The 21,283-nt window shown below is 70.6% G+C and carries 17 protein-coding genes and 2 pseudogenes; 14 read left to right on the forward strand and 5 right to left on the reverse strand.

The genetic code is table 11. The features are described from left to right. The first annotated feature begins 127 nt into the window (after positions 1-127). The 5 genes and pseudogenes from glnA to pspAB form a co-directional block, all read left to right on the forward strand. Entirely contained in the window at positions 128-1,537 is a 1,410-nt protein-coding gene (gene glnA, locus F9278_RS11350; protein ID WP_152168218.1) for a type I glutamate--ammonia ligase, read from the forward strand. Between the two features lie 126 nt (positions 1,538-1,663). Further along, on the forward strand, positions 1,664-1,918 hold the full coding sequence (locus F9278_RS11355) for an SCO2583/SCO2584 N-terminal domain-containing protein (protein ID WP_152168219.1): 255 nt from the start codon (positions 1,664-1,666) through the stop codon (positions 1,916-1,918). A gap of 11 nt (positions 1,919-1,929) precedes the next feature. Continuing rightward, on the forward strand, positions 1,930-3,360 hold the full coding sequence (locus F9278_RS11360) for a hypothetical protein (protein ID WP_152168220.1): 1,431 nt from the start codon (positions 1,930-1,932) through the stop codon (positions 3,358-3,360). 429 nt (positions 3,361-3,789) lie between these two features. Further along, positions 3,790-5,011 (forward strand): annotated as a pseudogene (locus F9278_RS11365) (RNA-guided endonuclease InsQ/TnpB family protein). Positions 5,012-5,091: 80 nt separating this feature from the next. Then, positions 5,092-5,420, forward strand: a pseudogene (pspAB, locus tag F9278_RS11370) (PspA-associated protein PspAB); the annotation flags it as partial. A 59-nt stretch (positions 5,421-5,479) separates the two neighbouring features. Here the strand turns inward: pspAB and F9278_RS11375 are convergent. Continuing rightward, positions 5,480-5,773, reverse strand: coding sequence for a hypothetical protein (locus F9278_RS11375; protein WP_152168221.1), 294 nt, complete (start codon positions 5,771-5,773; stop codon positions 5,480-5,482). Positions 5,774-5,946: 173 nt separating this feature from the next. Between F9278_RS11375 and F9278_RS11380 the strand changes: the two genes are divergently transcribed. Continuing rightward, positions 5,947-6,894 carry a phosphotransferase family protein gene (locus tag F9278_RS11380; RefSeq protein ID WP_193241440.1) on the forward strand — a complete coding sequence of 316 codons (948 nt, stop codon included), beginning with the start codon at positions 5,947-5,949 and terminating at the stop codon, positions 6,892-6,894. Positions 6,895-7,158: 264 nt separating this feature from the next. Here the strand turns inward: F9278_RS11380 and F9278_RS11385 are convergent, their stop codons facing one another. Together F9278_RS11385 and F9278_RS11390 are read right to left on the reverse strand one after the other, a co-directional pair. Further along, on the reverse strand, positions 7,159-7,806 hold the full coding sequence (locus tag F9278_RS11385) for a DUF4360 domain-containing protein (RefSeq protein ID WP_152168222.1): 648 nt from the start codon (positions 7,804-7,806) through the stop codon (positions 7,159-7,161). Positions 7,807-8,038: 232 nt separating this feature from the next. Further along, positions 8,039-8,353, reverse strand: a complete 315-nt coding sequence (locus F9278_RS11390; RefSeq protein WP_152168223.1) for a hypothetical protein — start codon at positions 8,351-8,353, stop codon at positions 8,039-8,041. A 176-nt stretch (positions 8,354-8,529) separates the two neighbouring features. Between F9278_RS11390 and F9278_RS11395 the strand changes: the two genes are divergently transcribed. The 7 genes from F9278_RS11395 (at position 8,530) to F9278_RS11425 (ending at position 16,247) form a co-directional block, all read left to right on the forward strand. Further along, positions 8,530-8,889: an arsenate reductase family protein gene (locus F9278_RS11395; protein WP_193241441.1), complete on the forward strand. Its 360-nt coding sequence runs from the start codon at positions 8,530-8,532 to the stop codon at positions 8,887-8,889. Positions 8,890-9,050: 161 nt separating this feature from the next. Further along, entirely contained in the window at positions 9,051-9,758 is a 708-nt protein-coding gene (locus tag F9278_RS11400) for an RlpA-like double-psi beta-barrel domain-containing protein (RefSeq protein WP_152168224.1), read from the forward strand. A 315-nt stretch (positions 9,759-10,073) separates the two neighbouring features. After that, positions 10,074-11,102: a glutamine synthetase gene (gene glnII / locus F9278_RS11405; protein WP_152168225.1), complete on the forward strand. Its 1,029-nt coding sequence runs from the start codon at positions 10,074-10,076 to the stop codon at positions 11,100-11,102. Positions 11,103-11,205: 103 nt separating this feature from the next. Next, complete coding sequence (locus F9278_RS11410) at positions 11,206-12,168, forward strand: DUF6891 domain-containing protein (RefSeq protein ID WP_152168226.1); 963 nt, start codon at positions 11,206-11,208, stop codon at positions 12,166-12,168. A 334-nt stretch (positions 12,169-12,502) separates the two neighbouring features. Next, on the forward strand, positions 12,503-13,192 hold the full coding sequence (locus F9278_RS11415; protein WP_152168227.1) for a winged helix-turn-helix domain-containing protein: 690 nt from the start codon (positions 12,503-12,505) through the stop codon (positions 13,190-13,192). 135 nt (positions 13,193-13,327) lie between these two features. Beyond that, complete coding sequence (locus F9278_RS11420) at positions 13,328-14,374, forward strand: NAD-dependent epimerase/dehydratase family protein (protein ID WP_193241442.1); 1,047 nt, start codon at positions 13,328-13,330, stop codon at positions 14,372-14,374. 289 nt (positions 14,375-14,663) lie between these two features. Further along, positions 14,664-16,247: a DUF1996 domain-containing protein gene (locus tag F9278_RS11425; RefSeq protein ID WP_152168228.1), complete on the forward strand. Its 1,584-nt coding sequence runs from the start codon at positions 14,664-14,666 to the stop codon at positions 16,245-16,247. Between the two features lie 109 nt (positions 16,248-16,356). Here F9278_RS11425 and F9278_RS11430 read toward each other — a convergent pair whose 3' ends face one another. Next, on the reverse strand, positions 16,357-16,809 hold the full coding sequence (locus F9278_RS11430) for a hypothetical protein (RefSeq protein WP_193241443.1): 453 nt from the start codon (positions 16,807-16,809) through the stop codon (positions 16,357-16,359). A 114-nt stretch (positions 16,810-16,923) separates the two neighbouring features. On the opposite strand from F9278_RS11430, the gene F9278_RS11435 reads away from it, so the two are divergent. Beyond that, entirely contained in the window at positions 16,924-20,052 is a 3,129-nt protein-coding gene (locus tag F9278_RS11435) for an alpha-N-acetylglucosaminidase (protein ID WP_152168229.1), read from the forward strand. A 218-nt stretch (positions 20,053-20,270) separates the two neighbouring features. On the opposite strand, the gene F9278_RS11440 is transcribed toward F9278_RS11435, so the two are convergent. After that, a protein-coding gene (locus F9278_RS11440) for an IS5 family transposase (RefSeq protein WP_404818858.1) occupies positions 20,271-21,256 on the reverse strand; the annotation gives its coding sequence in 2 pieces (ribosomal slippage) (positions 20,271-20,846 and positions 20,849-21,256; 984 coding nt in all). Positions 21,257-21,283 lie beyond the last annotated feature (27 nt).

Consider the following 21,283-nt stretch of genomic DNA (forward strand, 5'->3'; position numbering starts at 1 on the left):
TGCGAAACAAATGGGTCACGTACGAGAAATCACCTGTCCCTAGTGTCGTGAAGAGCGTGTGCCACCGCACTGGCCGCACGAACGAACTACCACCCCGGCAGGAGACGTCGGGAGTAGGAGGAGCTGGATGTTCCAGAACGCCGACGAGGCCAAGAAGTACATCGCGGACGAGGACGTCAAGTTCGTCGACGTCCGCTTCTGCGACCTGCCGGGTGTGATGCAGCACTTCACGATCCCGGCGGAGGCCTTCGACCCGGCCGAGGAGCTCGCGTTCGACGGCTCCTCGATCCGAGGCTTCCAGGCCATCCACGAGTCCGACATGGCGCTGCGCGCCGACCTGTCCACCGCGCGCGTCGACCCGTTCCGCCGCGACAAGACGGTCAACATCAACTTCTTCATCCACGACCCGATCACGGGCGAGCAGTACTCCCGTGACCCGCGGAACGTGGCGAAGAAGGCGGAGGCGTACCTGGCGTCCACCGGTATCGCCGACACGGCGTACTTCGGCCCCGAGGCCGAGTTCTACGTCTTCGACAGCGTGCGTTTCGCCACCTCGGCGAACGAGTCCTTCTACCACATCGACTCCGAGGCGGGCGCCTGGAACACCGGTGCGCTGGAGGACAACCGCGGCTACAAGGTCCGCTACAAGGGCGGCTACTTCCCGACCCCGCCGGTCGACCACTTCGCCGACCTGCGTGCCGAGATCTCCCTGGAGCTGGCCAAGTCCGGCCTCCAGGTCGAGCGCCAGCACCACGAGGTGGGCACCGCCGGCCAGGCCGAGATCAACTACAAGTTCAACACGCTGCTCGCCGCGGCCGACGACCTCCAGCTCTTCAAGTACATCGTGAAGAACGTGGCCTGGCGCAACGGCAAGACCGCGACCTTCATGCCGAAGCCGATCTTCGGTGACAACGGCTCGGGCATGCACGTCCACCAGTCGCTGTGGACCGGCGGCCAGCCGCTCTTCTACGACGAGGCCGGTTACGCGGGCCTGTCGGACACCGCCCGCTTCTACATCGGCGGCATCCTCAAGCACGCCCCGTCGCTGCTGGCCTTCACCAACCCGACGGTGAACTCGTACCACCGCCTGGTGCCCGGCTTCGAGGCCCCGGTCAACCTGGTCTACTCGCAGCGCAACCGCTCCGCGGCCATGCGTATCCCGATCACGGGTTCGAACCCGAAGGCCAAGCGCGTCGAGTTCCGCGCGCCCGACTCCTCCGGCAACCCGTACCTCGCCTTCTCGGCCCTGCTGCTCGCGGGCCTCGACGGCATCAAGAACAAGATCGAGCCGGCCGAGCCGATCGACAAGGACCTCTACGAGCTGGCCCCCGAGGAGCACGCGGGCGTCCCGCAGGTCCCGACCTCCCTCCCGGCCGTCCTCGACTCGCTGGAGCGCGACCACGAGTTCCTCCTCCAGGGCGACGTCTTCACGCCGGACCTGATCGAGACCTGGATCGACTACAAGCGCGCCAACGAGATCGCCCCGCTGCAGCTGCGCCCGCACCCGCACGAGTTCGAGCTGTACTTCGACGTGTGATCGACGCGTAGCCCCTACGACGACGGCGCCCCCGTTCCCGGTTTCCGGGACGGGGGCGCCGTCGTATGGTTCTGGGCCGTAGGGTTCTGGCACGACTGTTCGAGAGAGATGACGGGGGACACGGGGATGCCCGAACAGGACGACGACGAGCGTGAGTTCGACATCAAGTGGGCGGACAACGCGGAGCTGAAGGAGCCCTCGGCGCGGGCCCGGATGCTGGCCGCGCGCTGGAAGGAGAACCCGCCCGCGCCCCAGCCCTTCCGCGCCGACCCCGGCCCGAGGGAGCCGCGGCGGTCCTCGTGGGTGTCGACGGTGATCGTGTTCGGGTGCGTGGCGGGTCTGATCGCGCTCATCGGATACGTCAACTATCGGTCCTCCTAACGGGGTCGGGCATGCGCCAGGATCTCCGGGGCGGAGGCGAGGCCGCCCTGCGGCTCGTGCGGGGCGGGGAACTGCGGGACTCGGTCGATGCCACCGCTCCCGGCGCCTGGCTCGACCTGGACGCGGGCACGCGCTGCTGGGTGGGCCGGGACCTGCTGCCGACGCGGGACGAGGTCGAGGGCCGACGCACCTGGCTCGGCGTCCTGGCGCGCCGGGCGGAACCGACCGAGGCACGGCTCGCACTCGCCCTGTGCCACCACGACGGCCGGGTGCGTGAGGCGGCGCTGCGGCCCGCCACGGCATATCCGGATCTGTTGCCGCTGCTCGTCGTCCGCGCCGCCGACTGGGCCGGACCTGTGCGGGAGCGTGCACGCTCCCTGCTGCGTGCGGCGCTCGACCCAAGCGCGGCGGTCGTCCTAGCCCCGCTGATCCTGCTCGTCGGCCGCCGCGACCGGGGCGCCTTCGCCGTCGGTCTGCTCGCCGAGGTGCTCCGCCCGGCCCCGCTGGAGCGGCTCGCGCCCCTGTTCACTGCCCCGGATCCCGCCGTCCGCCGCTTCGCCTACCGGCTGGCGATCGAGCAGCGGCTCCTGTCCCCCGCCGGGCTCGCCGGCGCCGCCGCCCGGGACGGCGACGTCGTCGTCCAGGACCTGTGTGCGGACGCCGCGCTGGCCGCCGTACCGGAGGAATCATTCGACGACGTCCTCGGCCCCCTCCTCGGCGCCCGCAGCCCCCGCGCACGCTCCGCCGGGGTCACCGCGCTGCGGCGGGCCGGGCGGCCGGAGGGCGCGGTGGCATTCCTGGGCGACCGGTCCGCGCTGGTACGGGCCTGCGCCCGGTATGTCGTACGGCGGTACGGGACCGATCCGGCGCCGCTGTACCGGGCCTGGTGCGCGGCGCCGGACGATTCGGCGCTGCGGCCGGGGCACGTCATCGGGCTCGCCGAGTGCGGGAATCGGGCGGACGCCGGGCTGCTGTGGCCGCTTCTTGCCCATCCGGCACCCGGCGTACGGGCCCGTGCCGTGGCGGCCCTGCGGCTGCTGGACGTGTCCGATGTACGGCGGCTGCGGCCCCTGATCGACGATCCCGGACCCGGGGTCGTCCGGGAGACGACCGTCGCGCTGTTGCCGTCGGCGGAACGGCTGCCCGAGGAGTGGCTGACGGAACGGCTGAGGGCCGAGCGGCCACGGCACGCGCGGGTGGCCGCCTTCCGCTTGCTGGAGGCTCGCGGTGGAGTCGTGGGGCTGCGGGCGGCCGTCGCGCTACTGGACGACTCGGACGACAGGCTGCGGACCTGGGCCGGGCAGTCCGTGCAGGGGTGGCGTCCGTCGGCGGAGGGGCGGCTCGGGGACCCAGAGGTGGGCGAGTTGCTCGATCGCGGCCGCCGCCTGTTCAGCGACCCCGTCCTGCGGCTGCGGAAGCGGGAGGCCGGGCTCGGCGCCTGAGCGAGCAGGCGGCGACACCCGGGTCGAGCGAGCGGGCAGCCACGCCCGGGTCGACCGAGCAGGGGCCACGCCCGGGTCCTACGGATCCGCGGAGAGTCATTTGCCCTGATGGGGGCCGATCGCGACCGGTTCATGGGAACCCTCGGGCGCACAAGGGAAGCGGGCGAACTGCTGCCTGCGTGTGGGGTGGACCGATGCTCGGGTTCCGGTCGGGATCGAACGGGACGGGTACGGCTACCGGGACTCATTCGCAGTGCTCCGGCCTTCAGGCCGGGGGTGAAGCGGATCCGATGACGGTGACGCGGAGCGTCGCGGCACTGCTCCGGCGCAGCCGGACGCTGTGGTGGGTGGGGGCGGGAGAGTCAGGGTGATGATTCGTTCACCTGCGCTCTCTGGTGACGCGTGCGCGATCTGCCTAGTGTGATCGTCATGCATCTCCGGTACGCGTTCAGGCTCTACCCGGATGTCGGTCAGCGCACCGCGCTGGCCAGGGCGTTCGGGTGCGCCCGTGTCGTGTTCAACGACGCGGTGCGAGCCCCGGGGATGCCCGCCGGGCCGGGCAGCCGTTCCCGGCGGCCGGAGGCTGTCGAGGAGGCTGGTCACCGAGGCGAAACGGACAGCGGAACGGTCCTGGCTGGGTGAGGTCTCCGCCGTCGTCCTCCAGCAGTCCCTGCGGGACGCCGAGGCCGCCTACCGCAACTTCTTCGCCTCCCTCAAAGGAGCCCGCAAGGGACCGAAGGTCGGCTCGCCCCGCTTCAAGTCCCGTAAGGACGCCCGGCAGTCGATCCGGTTCACCGCCAATGCCCGCCGGAACATCACCGACCGGGGACGGCTGAACCTGCCGAAGACCGGCACGGTGAAGGTGAAACGGTCCCGCACCCTGCCCGTCACCCCCACCTCGGTCACCGTCGTGATGGACGCGGCCGGCCGGTATTTCGCCTCCTTCGTCATCGACACCGACCCCGCCGCCGACGCCGCCCGGATGCCCGAGTCCGACGGGACCATCGGCATCGACCTGGGCCTGACACATTTCGCCGTCCTGTCCGACGGCACAAAGATCGGCTCCCCGAGGTTTCCGCGCCGGGCGGAGAAGAAGCTCAAGAGGGTCCGGAAAGAGCTGTGCCGCAAACAGAAGGGAACGAAGAACCGGGCCAAAGCGCGCCTGAAGGTCGCCCGCGCCCATGCCCAGGTCGCCGACGCACGCCGTGAGTTCCACCACCGGCTCTCCACGAGGCTGATCTCCGAAAACCAAGGGATCGCCGTGGAGGACCTCTCGGTGGCGGGGCTGGCACGCACCAGGCTGGCCAAGTCCGTGCACGACGCCGGCTGGTCGGCGTTCATCGGCATGCTGAAGTACAAGGCGGCACGGTACGGCCGCACCCTGGTCACGATCGGCCGGTTCACGCCGACCTCCCAGACCTGCTCCACCTGCGGCGCCGTGGACGGGCCCAAACCCCTCGATGTCCGGGAGTGGACGTGTGTCGCCTGCGGCGCGGTCCACGACCGGGACGTGAACGCCGCGATCAACGTGAAGACGTCCGCCGGACTGGCGGTGACGGCCTGCGGAGCGCCGGTAAGACCAGGAGCGATCCCGGCACAGCGCGAAGAAACAGGAAGCCACGGATTCCCGACCGGAAACCGTGCCGCGTAGCGGCACAGCAGCAAGTCGAGAAGGCCAGAATCCTCGGGCTTCAGCCCGAGGTGCAAGTCGATCGTGGCTGGTCTCCCGGCGGCGGGTTCGGGCCGCAACTGCTGTGCTCGGTCATCGGGTTCCGGCGTCGGGGCGGGGGACGGGCGCGGTGGGGGAGACGGCACTCGGCTCGGGGTCGTCCATCTACAAGCGTGGGACGTTCTATCCGTTCGCGCCGCTGGCGGGTGGCGGGTGGCGGGTGGCGGGCGGCGGGCGGCGGGCGGCGGGCGGCGGGTGGCGGGTGGCGGGTGGCGGGTGGCGGCGGGACAACGCGCCGGAGCTACGGGTCCGGGCCGCGCTCGGGGACGATCTGCGGATCGAGCCCGAGCTGAGCCGGTGGTTCCCGATCTGGGGTGCCCCGGGGCTGTGACCGACCCCGGGACGCCCTTGCTCGTCGCTCGTTACTCGTTGCTTGTTGCTCGTCGCTCGTTACTTGTTGCTCTTGTCGCGGTCCTGCCGACGGGTCTCGGAAGGACGTTCGCGGCGGTAGCGGCGCTCCCACTTCGCCTGCTGGTCACGGCGATCGCGGTACGCGCGGTAGGAGGCGGGCTGGGCCGAGCCGCCGCTCGCCGGGGAACCCGACGAGGAAGTCGCCGAGCCTCCCCCCGTGCGGCCGTAACGGACGTACAGGTAGAGCAGGGCGACCGCGGCCAGCCAGAGGACTTGGTTGGAGAAACCCATGACGACCAGAACCGCGGTCGCCGAGAGGATCAAGGTGCCCATGACGGGACTCCTCGGGGCGTGGCGTGGGTGATGATGCGAGGAAGAGTAGCCCCGGGGCCGGAAAGTGACCCCCGTCCTGCGTGAGTCCGGTGTCCGAGGACTCCCCCGCGTCTGTCCAGGATGCTCGTGTGACGGGTGCGGGGGCATCTCATTTATCGGGGATGCTGGCCCTCATGGGATTCGACGATCAGGAGTGGGCGGCGACCCGGGCGTGGGTGGCCGAGCAGCTGCCCGAGGGCCGCGTGGTACTGAACTGGGCCGATCTACGGGGTGGTTGGTCCTCGACGATGCGCCGGCTGACGCTCGACGACGGGACGGGGCTCGTCCTGCGGTCGTTCGTGAAACCGTTCTTCCGGCTGCACGCTCCCGGGCTGTTGAACCGTGAGGCAGCGATGTTCACCCTGCTCGCGCCGTACGACGGCATTCCCACGCCACGCCTGTACGCCGTCGACCCGGGCGGCGAACTCGCCGGTCATCCCTCGCTGTTGATGTCCCTGCTGCCGGGGTCGGTGCGGGTGACGGCGGACGCGGACCTTGAGGAGCGGCTCGATCTGCTCGCCGGGCAGCTCGCCCGGATCCACGCGGTCGTACCGGTGGAACGGCCGCGTACGTATCAGGCCTGGACCTCGCCCGAGCGGGTCACGACGGCGGGTGGTGCGTTGTGGGAGCGGGCCGTGGACGTGATCCGGCGGGAGCCTCCGGCGTGGGAGGGGTGTTTTCTGCACCGGGACTTCCATCCGGGGAACGTGCTGTTCACGGGTGGGGTCGGGGGTGGGGGCGGGGGCGGAGGTCTCGGGATCAGCGGGGTGGTTGATTGGGTGGAGACCTCTTGGGGGCCTGCGGATCTCGATGTGGCCCACTGTGCGACCGCGTTGGCGCTGTTGTTCGGGGCGGAGTACGGGGTCGGGTTCGGTGAGCGGTACGAAGCGTGGGGTGGGCGTCGGCTGGCTCGGGGGCGGGAGCATTTGTACTGGCGGCTGTTGGACGCGCTCGCGTACGCGCCCGACGCGGAGAAGCTCGCGGGGCCCTGGCGGGAGCTGGGGCGGGGGGATTTGACGCCGGGGGTGTTGGGGGTGCGGCTGGAGGAGTATGTGGGTGGGTTGTGGGAGCGGTACGGGTAGTTGGGGCGGGGGGCGCCTAATAGCTCGGGGGTGGGGGTGCGTCGGCGGGTGCGGGTCCGGTGGGGCTTCTCGCGCAGTTCCCCGCGCCCCTGAAAAAGCAGGGGCCGCGCCCCGTGCTTTTTCAACGGCCCGCAGGGGCCGTTGCCTTGAGGGGCGCGGGGAACTGCGCGAGAAGCCCCACCGGGCCGCGGGCGGTCGGCGGCCGGAGAGGCTCAGGGTGAGTGCCGGGTGCCCAGAAAAGAGGCGGCACCCGGCGGCCCCGGCTCACCCGGAGGGGCACTCCTTCCACGCCAAGTGGTAGATCGTGCTGATGTCACCGTCCGTCGAGTCCATGGTCATGAAGCTCGTGCTGCTCGCCGGCGACGACCCCCGGTTGACCCGCAGCTCGGTGTTGATGTTGAAGTTGCGCTCGACACCGCAGGGCGCCCACACCAGTTGGGCCCAGTCGGTCTCGTCCGTGGCCTGCCAGTTGTCCTCGTAGGGGCCGTTGAAGGTGTGGGTCCTGGAGGCCGTGTCCGGGGAGCCCTGGAAGTAGTACGAGGCCTTCTCCACACCGCTCGCGCCACGCTGGAGCGAGGCGAATCCGCGGTAGTCGACGCTGGCGATGGCGTAGGTGAAGCCGCCGGGCACATGGACGATCAGGTTGAGCTGGCAGTTCTTGCGGAACGCGGTGGACGGGGCGCCGCCGCCGACCTGGGCGAGGTAGTCGCTGTAGGTCACGGTGAACGCGGTGTTGTCCGGCGAGACGGCGACCGCGGCCGTGCCCTGGGGGCAGCCGGAGCCGTTCACCGTGGCGACGTTGATGACGATCTTGTCCGGGGGCGGGTCCTCGAAGGGGGACTCGGCCTGCGCGGGCAGCGCACTGGCGAAGAGGGCGGCGACAGCGCCGCCCAGGAGGAGACCACGAACCATGGGGGGTTCTCCGATCTAGTGATGCACATTCCCGATGATGCACATGTCATGCGCATGTCATAGGCACGCGCGAGGACCCCGCGGTCGTTGAAGCGGCGGTCTGTGAAGCAGCTGTGAAGACCGGGGGGCGACCGCATCGTATGGACCCGGAGCGGGCAGGGCTAGGGCGATCTCCGGCCAACCCTGGCGGCCGGAGATCGCCCTTTTCCTCGGCCTCGGCGGCCTTACCGGATCAGCGGCTGTAGCGCATCAGCGCCCGCACCATGTGGCACGTGGTGTCCGACGGCGGGTGCACACCGATGACCTCCGCCGCGCTGCGGATCGTCTCGTCACGCGCCTGGTTCGGCATGTGGACACCGGAGTCGAGCAGGGCGATCGCCAGGCGCATGGCCTTCAGACGCCGGTTGTGGGTGATGTACCACTCGCGCGGACGGCCCGGCGGCAGGGTGTGCTTCACCACCGGGGCGTAGGGCAGGTCGAGCAGGACGGGATGCTGGGCGGTGGATTGAGTGGGCAGCGGCTTCGACTTCAGTGCGGCAGCGGGCACGGACATCCTCCTGTCGCGGTCTGGGCGCCGCCGGAATCCCCCGTCGGCAACCCTCGAACACTGCTTCTATTTTACTACTCTCCACTGACAATCGCCCCTGGCCAGACGGGATCTGACGGGTCCTGTGACAGGGGTGGAACACGGGTTTTCGGGCCCCGTTGGCTACGGTGGGCGGCATGGAGATCTGGATCAATCCGGCCTGTTCCAAGTGCCGCAGCGCGATCACCCTGCTCGACGCCGAGGGTGCCGACTACACCGTCCGCCGCTATCTGGAGGACGTCCCGGGCGAGGACGAGATCCGCGCCGTACTGGACCGGCTCGGGCTCGAACCGTGGGACATCACCCGCACCCAGGAGGCCGCCGCCAAGGAGTTGGGTCTCAAGGAGTGGACACGGGACGCGGATGCGCGGGACCGCTGGATCAAGGCGCTCGCCGCGCATCCGAAGCTCATCCAGCGGCCGATCATCACCGCGGACGACGGTACGGCGGTGGTGGCGCGCACCGACGAAGCCGTACGGGACGCTCTGTCCAGGTAGCGGGCGGTTCGCGGCATCCGCTCCACCAACCTCGGTGTGACGTGGGTTACTTGAGAGTTTGCCGTGACCGTTGAGTAGCTTCGTTCGGGATCTCGTACGTAGCGGCGTACTCGTCCGATCCGGCCGGCCGATCCGAGGTCCACCGGGAACAGGAGGCGCGCATGTCGCGTAGGAGAACGCTCGGCACGAAGAAGAAGGTCGCGCTGTTCGTGACCGCGGCGGCGGTGGCGGGAGGCGGGGCCTTCGCGACGGCGGCCACGTCGAACGCGGCGCAGACCGCGGCCCAGTCCACCGTCTGCCAGGGGCTGGCCACGGCGCTCGGCAACAACGAGCGGTTCATCGCGGACCAGAAGGCGAACCCCGACGCCCAGTCGGCGGCCCGGATCGCCAACCGCGAGGCGGTCATCGCCCAGATCAAGGTCCAACAGGGCGCGTCGGACTGCGTCGTCGGGGAGTCGGCTCAGGGCTCCCAGGCCGCGCAACCCGCACAGCCGTCCGCGCCGGCCACGGAGACCGGGGGGTCGGCTCAGGACCCCCAGGGCGACGAGGCGGCCGGGAACGCGGGCGGCGCCGCGGGCACGGGTGGCGCCGGTGACACGGGCGACGCCGGGGCCGGGGCCGGTGAGCAGGTCTGCAACGGCTCCACCGTCACCCTCTCCGGCGAGGCCGGTGCCCCGGCCGCGTCCAGCGACGAGTTCCCGGCCGGCACGAAGCTGCGGGTGACCAACCTGGACAACAACAAGTCCACGACGGTCGAGGTCACCTCGGTCTCCGGCAGTTGTGTCCTGTTGAACAACGCCGCCTTCGAACAGGTCCGGGAGCCCGGCAAGTTCCTGATCCGCCGCGCGCTGATCGAGAAGGTGGGGTGACGCCGGCCCGGACGACGGCACGGGCCCGCTCATGACGGTGAGATGAAGAGCGGGCCGAGAGCGTCCGGAGAGGCCGGTCGCCGCGCGCAGCGGCGGCCGGCCTCACGCGCGCGTCCGACCAGCGGCTCCGCCCGACACCACCGCCGGCGCGTGAGTCGCGCCACAGAGACACCAGGTAACACGGGGTTCACATTCGAGCAACGACCGGGAAATCGCACGTTGACAGGCTGCCCGGCATCAAGCGCGGCATTTCAGTGCCGCAGCGCCGCAGCACCCGCACATGCGCCTAGTGACCCACCCCGAAGGATGTGTCCCGTGACCTTCAAGGCTGAGTACATCTGGATCGACGGCACCGAGCCGACGGCCAAGCTCCGATCCAAGACTAAGATTCTCGCCGACGACGCCAAGGGTGCGGAGCTTCCGATCTGGGGCTTCGACGGGTCCTCCACGAACCAGGCCGAGGGGCACTCCTCGGACCGCGTGCTGCAGCCGGTCTTCTCCTGCCCGGACCCGATCCGCGGCGGCGACGACATCCTCGTGCTCTGCGAGGTCCTCAACATCGACATGACGCCGCACGAGTCCAACACCCGTGCCGCGCTGCGCGAGGTGGCCGAGAGGTTCGCCGCGCAGGAGCCGATCTTCGGCATCGAGCAGGAGTACACGTTCTTCCAGGACGGCTCCCCGCTCGGCTTCCCCAAGGGCGGCTTCCCGGCCCCCCAGGGCGGCTACTACTGCGGTGTCGGCGCCGACGAGATCTTCGGCCGTGACATCGTCGAGGCCCACCTGGAGAACTGCCTCGCGGCCGGTCTCGCCATCTCCGGCATCAACGCCGAGGTCATGCCCGGCCAGTGGGAGTTCCAGGTCGGCCCGGTCTCCCCGCTGGACGTCTCCGACCACCTGTGGGTGGCCCGCTGGCTGCTCTACCGCACCGCCGAGGACTACGACGTCGCCGCCACCCTCGACCCCAAGCCGGCCAAGGGTGACTGGAACGGCGCCGGCGCGCACACCAACTTCTCCACGAAGGCGATGCGCGAGGGCTACGACGCGATCATCACCGCGTGCGAGTCACTGGGCGAGGGCTCGAAGCCGCTCGACCACGTCAAGAACTACGGCGCCGGCATCGACGACCGCCTGACCGGTCTGCACGAGACCGCCCCGTGGAACGAGTACTCCTACGGTGTCTCCAACCGCGGCGCCTCGGTCCGTATCCCGTGGCAGGTCGAGAAGGACGGCAAGGGCTACATCGAGGACCGCCGCCCGAACGCCAACGTCGACCCGTACGTGGTGACGCGGCTGATCGTCGACACCTGCTGCACCGCGCTCGACAAGGCCGGCCAGGTCTGATCCGCGCCACGCCTCCCGCGCCTCCCGCGCTTTCCGTGAGGGCGTCCACCGGTTCCGGTGGGCGCCCTCCGGCGTTGTCGGTGGGACATGTCAGGGTGGAGGCATGAAGATCGACGGGGGCGCCACGAGCGCGACGACGGAACTGGCCATCAAGGTCGAGACGGAGAACCGGGAGACGCACGCCCGGATCACGGCGGAGCGGCTGCGCGAGCTGGTGCGCCGGATCGGGGACCACGGCGACCGTTTCCTGGTCGTCCAGCGGATACCGGACATGCCGGACGTCTTCGTCCAGGTCTGGCACGAGCGCGCCGACGACGGCACGACCGGGGAGTACCAGCTGGAGCACCGTGAGAGCCGCGACCGGTTCCTCGGGGCCGTCCTCACCGACCCCGAGCGGGTCGCCGAGGCCATGACCGGCTGGGCACGGCGGACGGACGGCTGGGACACCGGTGTCGAGTGGACCCCGGTCGAGCACGACGCCCCGGCGGAGGTCCCGGAACTCCCGGACGACGTACGGGAGCAGGTCGAGGAGCGGGTGCGGGAGCTGCTGCGCTGCGGTTACGACGACCGGGCGCGGCTGAGCGAGACCGCCGAGGAGTATCTGGTGGACGGCGACCTGCGGCCCGTCTCCGCCCCGCAGGCCCGGCAGCTGGTCGACCGGCTCTGGGTGGAGCGGGTCGCCGAGCAGGAGACCTGGGACGGGGTCACCGACCCCGAGCGGCTCACCCGGGCCTTCGAGACGCTCCGGGCGGCGCACGGCATCACCGCCCGGGAGAACTTCACCTGCTGCCGCAACTGCGGTACGACCGAGATCGGCGCCGAAGGCCCGCCGGACGCCGCCGGGTTCGTGTTCTTCCACTCGCAGTGCACGGAGGGCGCCGCCGCCGGGCACGGACTGGCACTGCTGTACGGCGGGTTCGACGGCTCCGCCGAGACCACGGCGGCGGTCGGGCGGCAGGTCGTGGCGGCGCTGGCGGCGGAGGGGCTGTCCACGGAATGGGACGGCGATCCCAGCACGGTGCTCACCGTCACCCCCCTGGATTGGCGGAAACGCCTGGTCGGGTGAGGTGATGACACACCCCCGTCATGGCGAAGAAGCGTCCAAGCAGTGAGAGGAGACTCCTGTAGCGGGCGTGTGTCTGCTTCAATGGGAGCATGGCCAGCTTCCAGAACCGACGTGCGACGGGTCGCCATGACCTCGAGCCCTTCTGGCCTTCCCGTCAGCACCATGACTTCGACCGGGTGTGTTGCCGCGCGATGAACGCGCCGGCCCTCTAAAGCCGTACACCCCGGCCTTCGGTCGGCGCGGAACGACGTACGTCCCTCGGCGGGTCCCCGACCACGAACTCGGTCGCCGAGGCATCCCGGACGAACCTCTCGCGCGAAAGAGCTGACCTCTCATGGCGAACACCCGTTCACTGTCGACCGCCGCTCCGCTGACCTCCGCGTCGGGCTCCGCGCCCGTCGCGCTCCCCTCCCCCGGCGCCTCCCCACGGAACCGGCTGCGTGCCGTGGGCCGGGACGAGGTCGTGGACATCACCGACTTCCTGCCGCCGGGGGCGACCTGGCTGCCCGCTCCCCAGCACACCCTGCCCACGCTGCCGGGCCGGCCGCCGATGATCGGCTATCTGGTGCTCGTACCGGCCGACCAGCAGCCGCCGGTGCTGCCGTTCGTGATCGCGGACGAGAAGCCGTTCGACCACGCCGTCGCCGGTGCGGTCTCCGCGTCCACGGCCACGGTCAACGCCCCTTCCCGTTCCGCTTCCGGTTCCGCTTCCGGTTCCGCCGAGGTCGGGGACGAGCTGGTCCGGGTCGACACCGTGCAGCGCACCGCCGAGGTCGGCGGACGGCCGCTGGACCTCACCTATCTGGAGTTCGAGCTCCTCGCCCATCTCGTGGCGCACCCCAACCGGGTGCACACCCGCGACCAGTTGGTCACCACGGTGTGGGGCTACGGGCATGTCGGCGACGGTCGTACGGTCGACGTCCACATCGCCCGGCTGCGCCGCAAGCTCGGCGCGGAGTTCCGCCAGGCGATCCAGACGGTGCGGCGGGTCGGATACAAGTACACGCCGCCGCTGGGCCGTTGATCGAGGGTCCGCCCCTGACCCCGGCCGGGGCGGACCCTCCGAGAGCAGATCTTCTGAGAGCGGATCTCCTGAGGGCGGATCTTCTGAGAGCAGATTCGCGTCCGTGGCCGCCGCCCGGCGGGCAGAGTCGGCGGTATGAGACTTCTGATGCTGGGTGGTACGGAGTTCGTGGGCCGCGCCGTCGTGGAGTCGGCGCTGGCCCGCGGCTGGGAGGTGACCGTCTTCCACCGGGGACGGCACGCACCTCCGGCCGGGGTGCGGTCGTTGCTGGGCGACCGCACCGCACCGGACGGGCTCGCGGCGCTCGTCGACGCCTCCACCGCCGGTTCCGGTTCCGGCGGGGGCGGGTGGGATGTCGTCGTCGACACTTGGTCGGCGGCGCCGCGAGCCGTTCGGGACACCGCGCGCCTGCTGTCGGGCGTGGCCGGACGGTATGTATACGTGTCGAGTTGCTCGGTGTACGCCTGGCCCCCGGCCGCCGGGTACGACGAGCGGGCGCCCGTGGTGGAGGGCGCGTCGGCGGACGCCGACCGTACGGACTACGCGCGCGACAAGCGGGGCGGGGAACTGGCCGCGGTCGAGGAGTTCGGCGCCGACCGCTCGCTCCTCGTACGCGCCGGGCTGATCCTCGGGCCGTACGAGAACATCGGCCGGCTGCCCTGGTGGCTCACCCGGATCGCCCGGGGCGGACCGGTCCTTGCCCCCGGTCCCCGGAACCTCCCCCTCCAGTACGTGGACGTCCGCGATCTCGCCGACTGGATCCCGGGGGCGGCGGAACAGGGTCTGAGCGGCCCCTACAACCTGATCGCCCCCTCGGGCGCGACCACCATGGGCGAACTGCTCGACGCGTGCGTACGGGTGACCGGCTCGGCGGCCGAACTCCGGTGGACCGCACCGGAGTTGATCCTCGGCGCCGGGATCGAGCCGTGGACACAGCTGCCGGTGTGGGTGCCGGAGGGAAGCGAGTCGCACGACGCGCTGCACCGGGCGGACGTGTCCCGGGCCGTACGGGACGGGCTGCGCTGCCGGGGCGTGGAGGAGACCGTACGGGACACCTGGGAGTGGCTGACGGGGCTCGGCGGAGTGGCGCCGCACCGGTCGGACCGGCCGCCGGTGGGACTGGACCCGGCGGTGGAGGCGAAGGTGCTGGGGCTGCGGCTGGGGCTGGGGCTGGGGCTGTAGGGCCGCGGCACAACGGGCAATCCGCACGCGCGCGGCGGTTCTCGCGCATCTTGGCCAGGGCCGCCGAAACGCCCCCTTCACGGACCCCACCAGGGACCTTCACCGTGCACACGGCGTAGGGGTTCGACAACTCCCGGTGTTTCATGGGGTGTTGAAACCAGTTTGTCCCACGAATCTCTCATCAATTGATGAGTCGCCTGAACACTCCTGGGACTCACCGCGTATTGGATGGAGCCGCTTCACTCCTGTCGGGCGCCTCGATGCCCCGCAAGGAAGTCAGAGGAGTTCCATGGGACGCAACACACGCAAACGACGTTCGCCGCTGGCCGTTCGGGCCATTGCCGCATCCGCGGCTCTCGCGGTCGCGGGCGGCGGCCTGGTCTGGGCGAACTTCTACGCCTCAGCGGGCGAGTCGAAGTCCAAGCAGAACAGCACACTGGCCTCCGCGCAGGTGGCCACCATCGACTGCCCGGACGTCGGTCAGCAGCTGACCAGCGTGCCCAGGAAGGCACGCAAGAGTGTCGCCAAGGAGCTGGCGACGCTGGACCAGCAGATCACCGCGGCGTACAAGCGCCTCGCTGACACGCGCCAGGCCCAGGCGGGGGATGCCGGCTTCGTCAACAACGCCATTCTGAACCCGCTCGAGTCCAAGCGGGTCGCCACCCTCGACCGGATCCGTATCAACATCCGGAACGCGGGCGGCCAGACCCCGCAGGGCATGGACCAGCTCGCCACCTGCCAGGGCGTCGCGGACCAGAACCAGACCAACGCCGGTGGTGGCCAGGGTCAGAACCAGGGCAACAACGGCCAGGGTCAGAACCAGGGCAACAACAACGGCGGTCAGAACCAGGGCGACAACGGTCAGGGCCAGAACCAGGGCGACAACGGCCAGGGTGACAACGGTCAGGGTCAGGACCAGGGTGGCAACGGCCAGGGCGGCAACGGCCCGGTGGCGGCCGACTTCGTCGACCTGACCACGGTCCAGCCGAACGGCGGCCCCAAGGGTGTCGGCGGCAACGGTCTCGCCGCGAACGGTGACGGCGGTTCGACGGGTACCTTCACCACGAGCTGCGGCACCAACGAGAACGAGAACCGCAACTCGGACAACGTGATCGTCGCCCCCGGTGTCAGCAACGGCGCCCAGCACCAGCACGACTACGTCGGCAACCAGAGCAACAACGCCTTCGCGAGCGACCAGGACCTGGCGAACGCGGACACCACCTGCCAGAACCAGGGCGACAAGTCGTCCTACTTCTGGCCGGTCATCCGCCTCCAGGACGGCTCGAACGACATCGACGCCAACGCCCCCGGCGGTGGCCAGGACGGCAACGTCGGCCAGATCGTCGAGCCCAACCAGGCCGAGCTGAAGTTCGTCGGCAACAAGCAGGGCGACGTCGTCGCGATGCCGACCGCGCTGCGCATCATCACCGGTGACGCGAAGTCCTTCGTGAACGGCCTCAACAACGCCAACACCAACTGGAGCTGCACGGGTCTCGAGGACCGTGTGGTGACGGACAAGTACCCGATCTGCCCGCAGGGCAGCTCCGTGGTCCGCACGTCCTTCTTCCAGAGCTGCTGGGACGGCCAGAACATCGACAGCGCCAACCACCGGACGCACGTCGACTTCGTCGAGCAGGACGGCAGCTGCTCCAACGGCTTCCAGGCCATCCCGCAGCTCCAGGTGCGCCTGGTCTACGACATCCCGGCCCCGTCCATCCAGAACGGTCAGCTGCAGAACGCCTACGCGGTCGACTCCTTCCCGGACCAGCTCCACAAGGCGATCACCGACCACAACGACTTCATCAACTTCTTCGACCAGAACACGATGAACCAGGTGGTCGACTGCATCAACAGCGGCCAGGACTGCCAGTAGTCCTGAAGCAGTCACAGTCATCCTGAAGCGGTGACGAGGAAGCCGGCGGTGGGATTCCCACCGCCGGCTTTCGGTTTCCCCTGAGATCCGCGATCCGCGATCCGCGCGGTCAGCCGCTGTGGCTGCCGTTGTTGTGGCTGCCACCGGGGTTCATGTGCTCCGACCCCTCCTGCATCTCCCCGCCGAGCGTGCCCTGCAGCCCGTTGACGGTCTTCTTCTCGCCGACGGCGACCCACTTGCGGCCGACGAGGTAGTAGCCGCCGTAGTCCTTGGCGCCGGCGAGCCACTCCGCCTGGCCCCGGTCGGTGGCGAAGGTCGCGAGGACGAACTTGCCGTCGAAGTCGCCGTCCTTGTTGGTGCACAGGGCCTGGCGAATGGTGTCCGCGTCCGTCTGCATGTCCGGCTCGCAGCCCACCTCGCCCGCGATGTGCTCCAGCGTCCCCGTCGCCGTCTTGGGGACGGCGGCCTCGGCGTCGTCGCCCGAGCCGCAGCCGGTCAGCATCAGCAGGGCGGCGACCACGCCGGCCGCGCCGCCCGCAAGGTTCTTCCTCGTCACACTCATCCGTACCTCCGGTCCGTTCCGGCGACGTGAACTCGCCAGCTCCGTGCGCACCGTTGTTCACGGACGGTCGCCCAGTTAGCGTGCCGCCACTGTCGACACAGGGGGCACACAGACATGAACAGTCCGTCGCGACGCGCGGTGCTGGGCTCGGCCGGTGTCATCGGCCTCGGAACCTGCCTTCAGTGGCCGGCCCCGGCCCACGCCGCTGAGAGCCCCGGCGGGGGCCCCGCCTTCGATACGGCTCCCGCGCGCTCCGCGCTCAATCGGCTGCTGCCCGGTCATGCCGGACAGTTCCGGCTCAGTCTGCTCGACCGCGACGGCACAGTCGACCGATTCCGTGTCACAGGCACCACCGGACGCGTCCGGGTCGGCGCCACCACACCGGCCACCCTGCTGATGGGCGTCCACTGGTATCTCAAGTACGTCTGCGGGGCACACCTCGCCTGGAACGGCGGCCAACTGAACCTCCCGAGGCTCCTCCCCGCGCCCGCCCGGCCCCTGGAGAGAGCCACCGCCCTCCCCCACCGCTTCGCCCTCAACGACACCAACGACGGCTACACCGCCCCGTACGCGGACTGGCCGTACTGGGAACACCAGATCGATCTGCTGGCGGCGCACGGCTGCAACGAGGTGCTGGTCGTCGCGGGCATGGAGGCCGTCTACCACCGGCTGCTGAAGGACTTCGGCTACTCCGACGAGGAGTCCCGGGCCTGGCTCCCGGCCCCCTCGCACCAGCCGTGGTGGCTGCTGCAGAACCTCTCCGGCTACGGCGGCCCCCTCTCCCCCGAGCTGATCACCCGCCGGGCCGCGCTGGGCCGCCGCATCGCCGACCGGCTGCGCGAGCTGGGCATGTCCCCGGTGCTCCCCGGCTACTACGGGCACGTCCCCAAGCAGTTCGTGGAACGCAACGGCGGTGACGCGCACGTCGTCCCGCAGGGCGTCTGGCACGGCTTCGAACGCCCCGACTGGCTCGACCCGCGCACCGACACGTTCGCCCGGGTCGCCGCCTCCTTCTACGGCCACGCCGAGGACGTGTTCGGGGAGGCGGCCCACTTCAAGATGGATCTCCTGCACGAGGGCGGCACGGCGGGCGACGTACCGGTGCCGGACGCGGCGCGGGGCGTGGAGAAGGCTCTCCAGAAGGCCCGTCCCGGTGCCACCTGGGTGATCCTCGGCTGGCAGGAGAACCCGCTGCCGGAGCTGCTGGACGCCATCGACCGGTCGAGGATGCTGATCGTGGACGGCGTCTCCGACCGCTACGCGAGCGTCACCGACCGCGAACGGGACTGGGGCGGCACCCCGTACTGCTTCGGCACGATCCCCAACTTCGGCGGCCGGACCACGATCGGGGCCCGCGCGCACCTGTGGAACGACAAGTTCTTCGCCTGGCGGGACAAGGCGGGCAGCGCGCTGGCCGGTACGGCGTTCCTGCCGGAGGCCACCGACCGCGACCCGGCCGCCTTCGAACTCTTCTCCGAACTGGCCTGGACGCCGCGGAAGCTGGACCGGGCGGCCTGGTTCTCCTCGTACGCCGACTTCCGCTACGGCGGACGCGACGACTCCGCGCGCCGGGCCTGGCGGGCGCTGCACGACACGGCGTACCAGCAGCGGGCCGTGGAACGCAGCGACCCGCACGACTCCCTCTTCTGCGCCCGCCCGGACCTGGCCGCGAACCGGGCCGCCGAGTACGCGCCGAGGGCCCTGACGTACGACCCGGGCCGCTTCGACGCGGCCCTCGCCGGGCTGCTGGGCGTGGCGGGCGGGCTGCGCCGCAGTCCGGCGTACCGGTACGACCTGGTGGACGTGGCCCGGCAGGCGCTGGCGCACCGCAGCCGTCAGTATCTGCCGCAGCTGCGGGCGGCCCACCAGCGCAAGGACCTGGCGACCTTCCGTGCCCTGTCCACGCTCTGGCTGCGGCTGATGCGGCTGTCCGACGAGGTCACGGGCACGAACGGGGCGTTCCTGCTGGGGCCGTGGGTGAACGACGCGCGGCTGATGGCGACGGACGACGCCGAGCGGGCCGAGTTCGAGCGGACGGCGAAGGTGCTGATCACGGTGTGGGGCGGGCGGGCCACCTCCGACGCGGGCACGCTGCACGAGTACGGCAACCGGGAGTGGAACGGCCTGATGGCCGACTTCTACGTCCCGCGCTGGCAGAAGTGGCTGGACACCCTGGAGGACGCGCTCGCCACGGGGACCGCTCCGGCGGCCGTGGACTGGTTCGCGTTCGAGGAACCGTGGACACGGGAGCGGAAGGACTATCCTCTGCGGCCGGTCGGGGACGCGTACGGGGCGGCGGCGCGGGTGCGGGACGTGCTGGCGCGGGCGCCGTACCAGGGGACGCTGACCGTCACAGCCGAGCCGCCGGTACTGCCGCCGGGCGGGAGCGCGCGGCTGTCGGCGGTCTTCCGGAACGTCAACGGGCTGCGGGCGACCGGGCGGGTGGACTTCGCGCTCGACGGCTTCGCGGGGGCGGCCGAGCCGGAGGGGGCGACATCGTTGCCGAGTGTCGCGGCGGCGGGGACGGGGACCGTGCGCTGGCGGGTGGGTGCGCCGGGGGCGCCGCTGGACCGGCCGCTCCGGGCGCTGCCGTATGTGATCACCGCCGCGTACGGGCCCCGGGGGGAGGACCGGGTCGAGGGGCGGTTCGACGGGACGCTGTTCGAGGCGGGGGCGTTGGAGGCGGGGTGGCGCGCCTACACCAACAACGGGGCCGTGTTCGGGCAGTTGGGGGAACGGTTCGCCATCGACGGGGGCGGGGCCGATCTGTGGCGGGGTACGTCGGAGTTCGGCACGGTGTATCGGGCGGGGGCGCTGGGGGTCGGGACGGCGGTGACGCTGCGGGTCGACTCGCAGGCGGCTACCGGGAACTGGGCTCGGGCCGGGATCGTGGTGCGGAATGTGCTGGGGGTGGCCGGGGGTGCGGGGTTCTTGAACCTGGCGGTCACTCCGGTGAACGGGGTGGTGTTGTCGTACGACAGTACGGGGGACGGGACGCTGGACACGTATCGGCGGATCACGGGGGTTCGGGCGCCGGTGGTGTTGCGGTTGAGGCGGGTGGGGGTGGGGGCGTATGCGGGGGAGTGTTCTGTGGACGAGGGGGCGAGCTGGCGGGTGGTGGCCTCGGTGACCGTGCCCGGGGCGGTGGGTGGGGGGCAGGATGTGGGGCTCTTCATGAGTGCGACGCATGGGGGGAGTGGGGCGCGGGGGTTGGTGGAGTTCAGCGGGTGGTCGCTGGCGTAGGTTTTCTCGCCCCCGCCGCCCCTACCCGTCCCGTCCTCAAGGGGCTGCGCCCCTTTGACCCCCATGTGCGGGTCCGGTGGGGCCTCTCGCGCGGTTCCCCGCGCCCCTGGAAGCCCCGGCTTCTCAGGGGCGCGGGGAACCGCGCGAACAACCCCCACGCACCCGCACCCGCCGACGCACCCGAACCCCCTCCCCCTAGGTCCTGTCTGGAGTTCGGATCACAAGTGTGGTGCGATGCTACGGAGCCAGAGCATCGCACCACACAGGTGCAGTCCGGCCTCGTAACTCTCCGGGTTCTTGTCGTACCGGGTAGCGATACCGCGCCAGTTCCGCAGCCGGTTGATGCACCGTTCCACGGTGTTGCGCTCTTTGTAGAGCGTCGCGTCATATGAGACTGGCCGGCCGCCGGCGCTGCCACGCTTCTTGCGGTTCGCGGCCTGGTCGACCTTCTCCGGGATCACGGCTCGGATCCCGCGTCGTCGCAGGTAGCGGCGGTTGCGTCGGGACGAATACGCCTTGTCCGCGGCCACCGCATCCGGCCGGGTCCGCGGGCGCCCGATCGGGCCGCGCACCTTCACCCGTTCCAGGACCGGGGCGAACTGCGGACTGTCACCGGCCTGCCCGGGCGTGAGGACGAACGCAAGCGGGCGACAGCGTCGGTCAGCCGCCACATGAATCTTGCTCGTCAGTCCGCCCCGGGAACGCCCCAGCTCGGCGGCTTTCAACCGGGCCCGGTGTCGTCGGCGGACCCGTCGCCGCTCGACGCGCGCCTCATCCTCAGCCTGTCCGTCCTGCGTTCTTTGTGCCTTGCCCTCGCCCCCTTTTCGGCCTCGACGGCCATTTCCAAGGCCGCCAACTGCTCGGGGTCCAGGGCCATCCCGGCGGCGTGATGATGGGCCCGGGCGGTCGCAGAGTCCACGCTGACCAGGCCCAAGTCGGCCTGGCCGCGGGCGGCGGCCTCAGCGATCACTGTTTGCATCAGGTCCTGGAAAACGCCCCGCCTCGCCCAGATCCGAAAGCGGTCGTACGTGCTCTGCCAGGGCCCGAACTCGGTCGGCAGGTCACGCCAGGGGCTACCCGTCCGGAACCGCCACATCACCGCGTTGAAGTGTTTCCGCAGGTCAGGGATGGGACCAACCGCGGCAATCGGGAGATGCGGCTCGATCAGGGCCCACTGCTCATCGGTGAGATCGCCTCGCGCCATGACTGATGGCCTATCAAGACCGAGCCC

Origin of the sequence: Streptomyces phaeolivaceus (assembly GCF_009184865.1) — a bacterium.
GTDB lineage: Bacteria > Actinomycetota > Actinomycetes > Streptomycetales > Streptomycetaceae > Streptomyces > Streptomyces phaeolivaceus.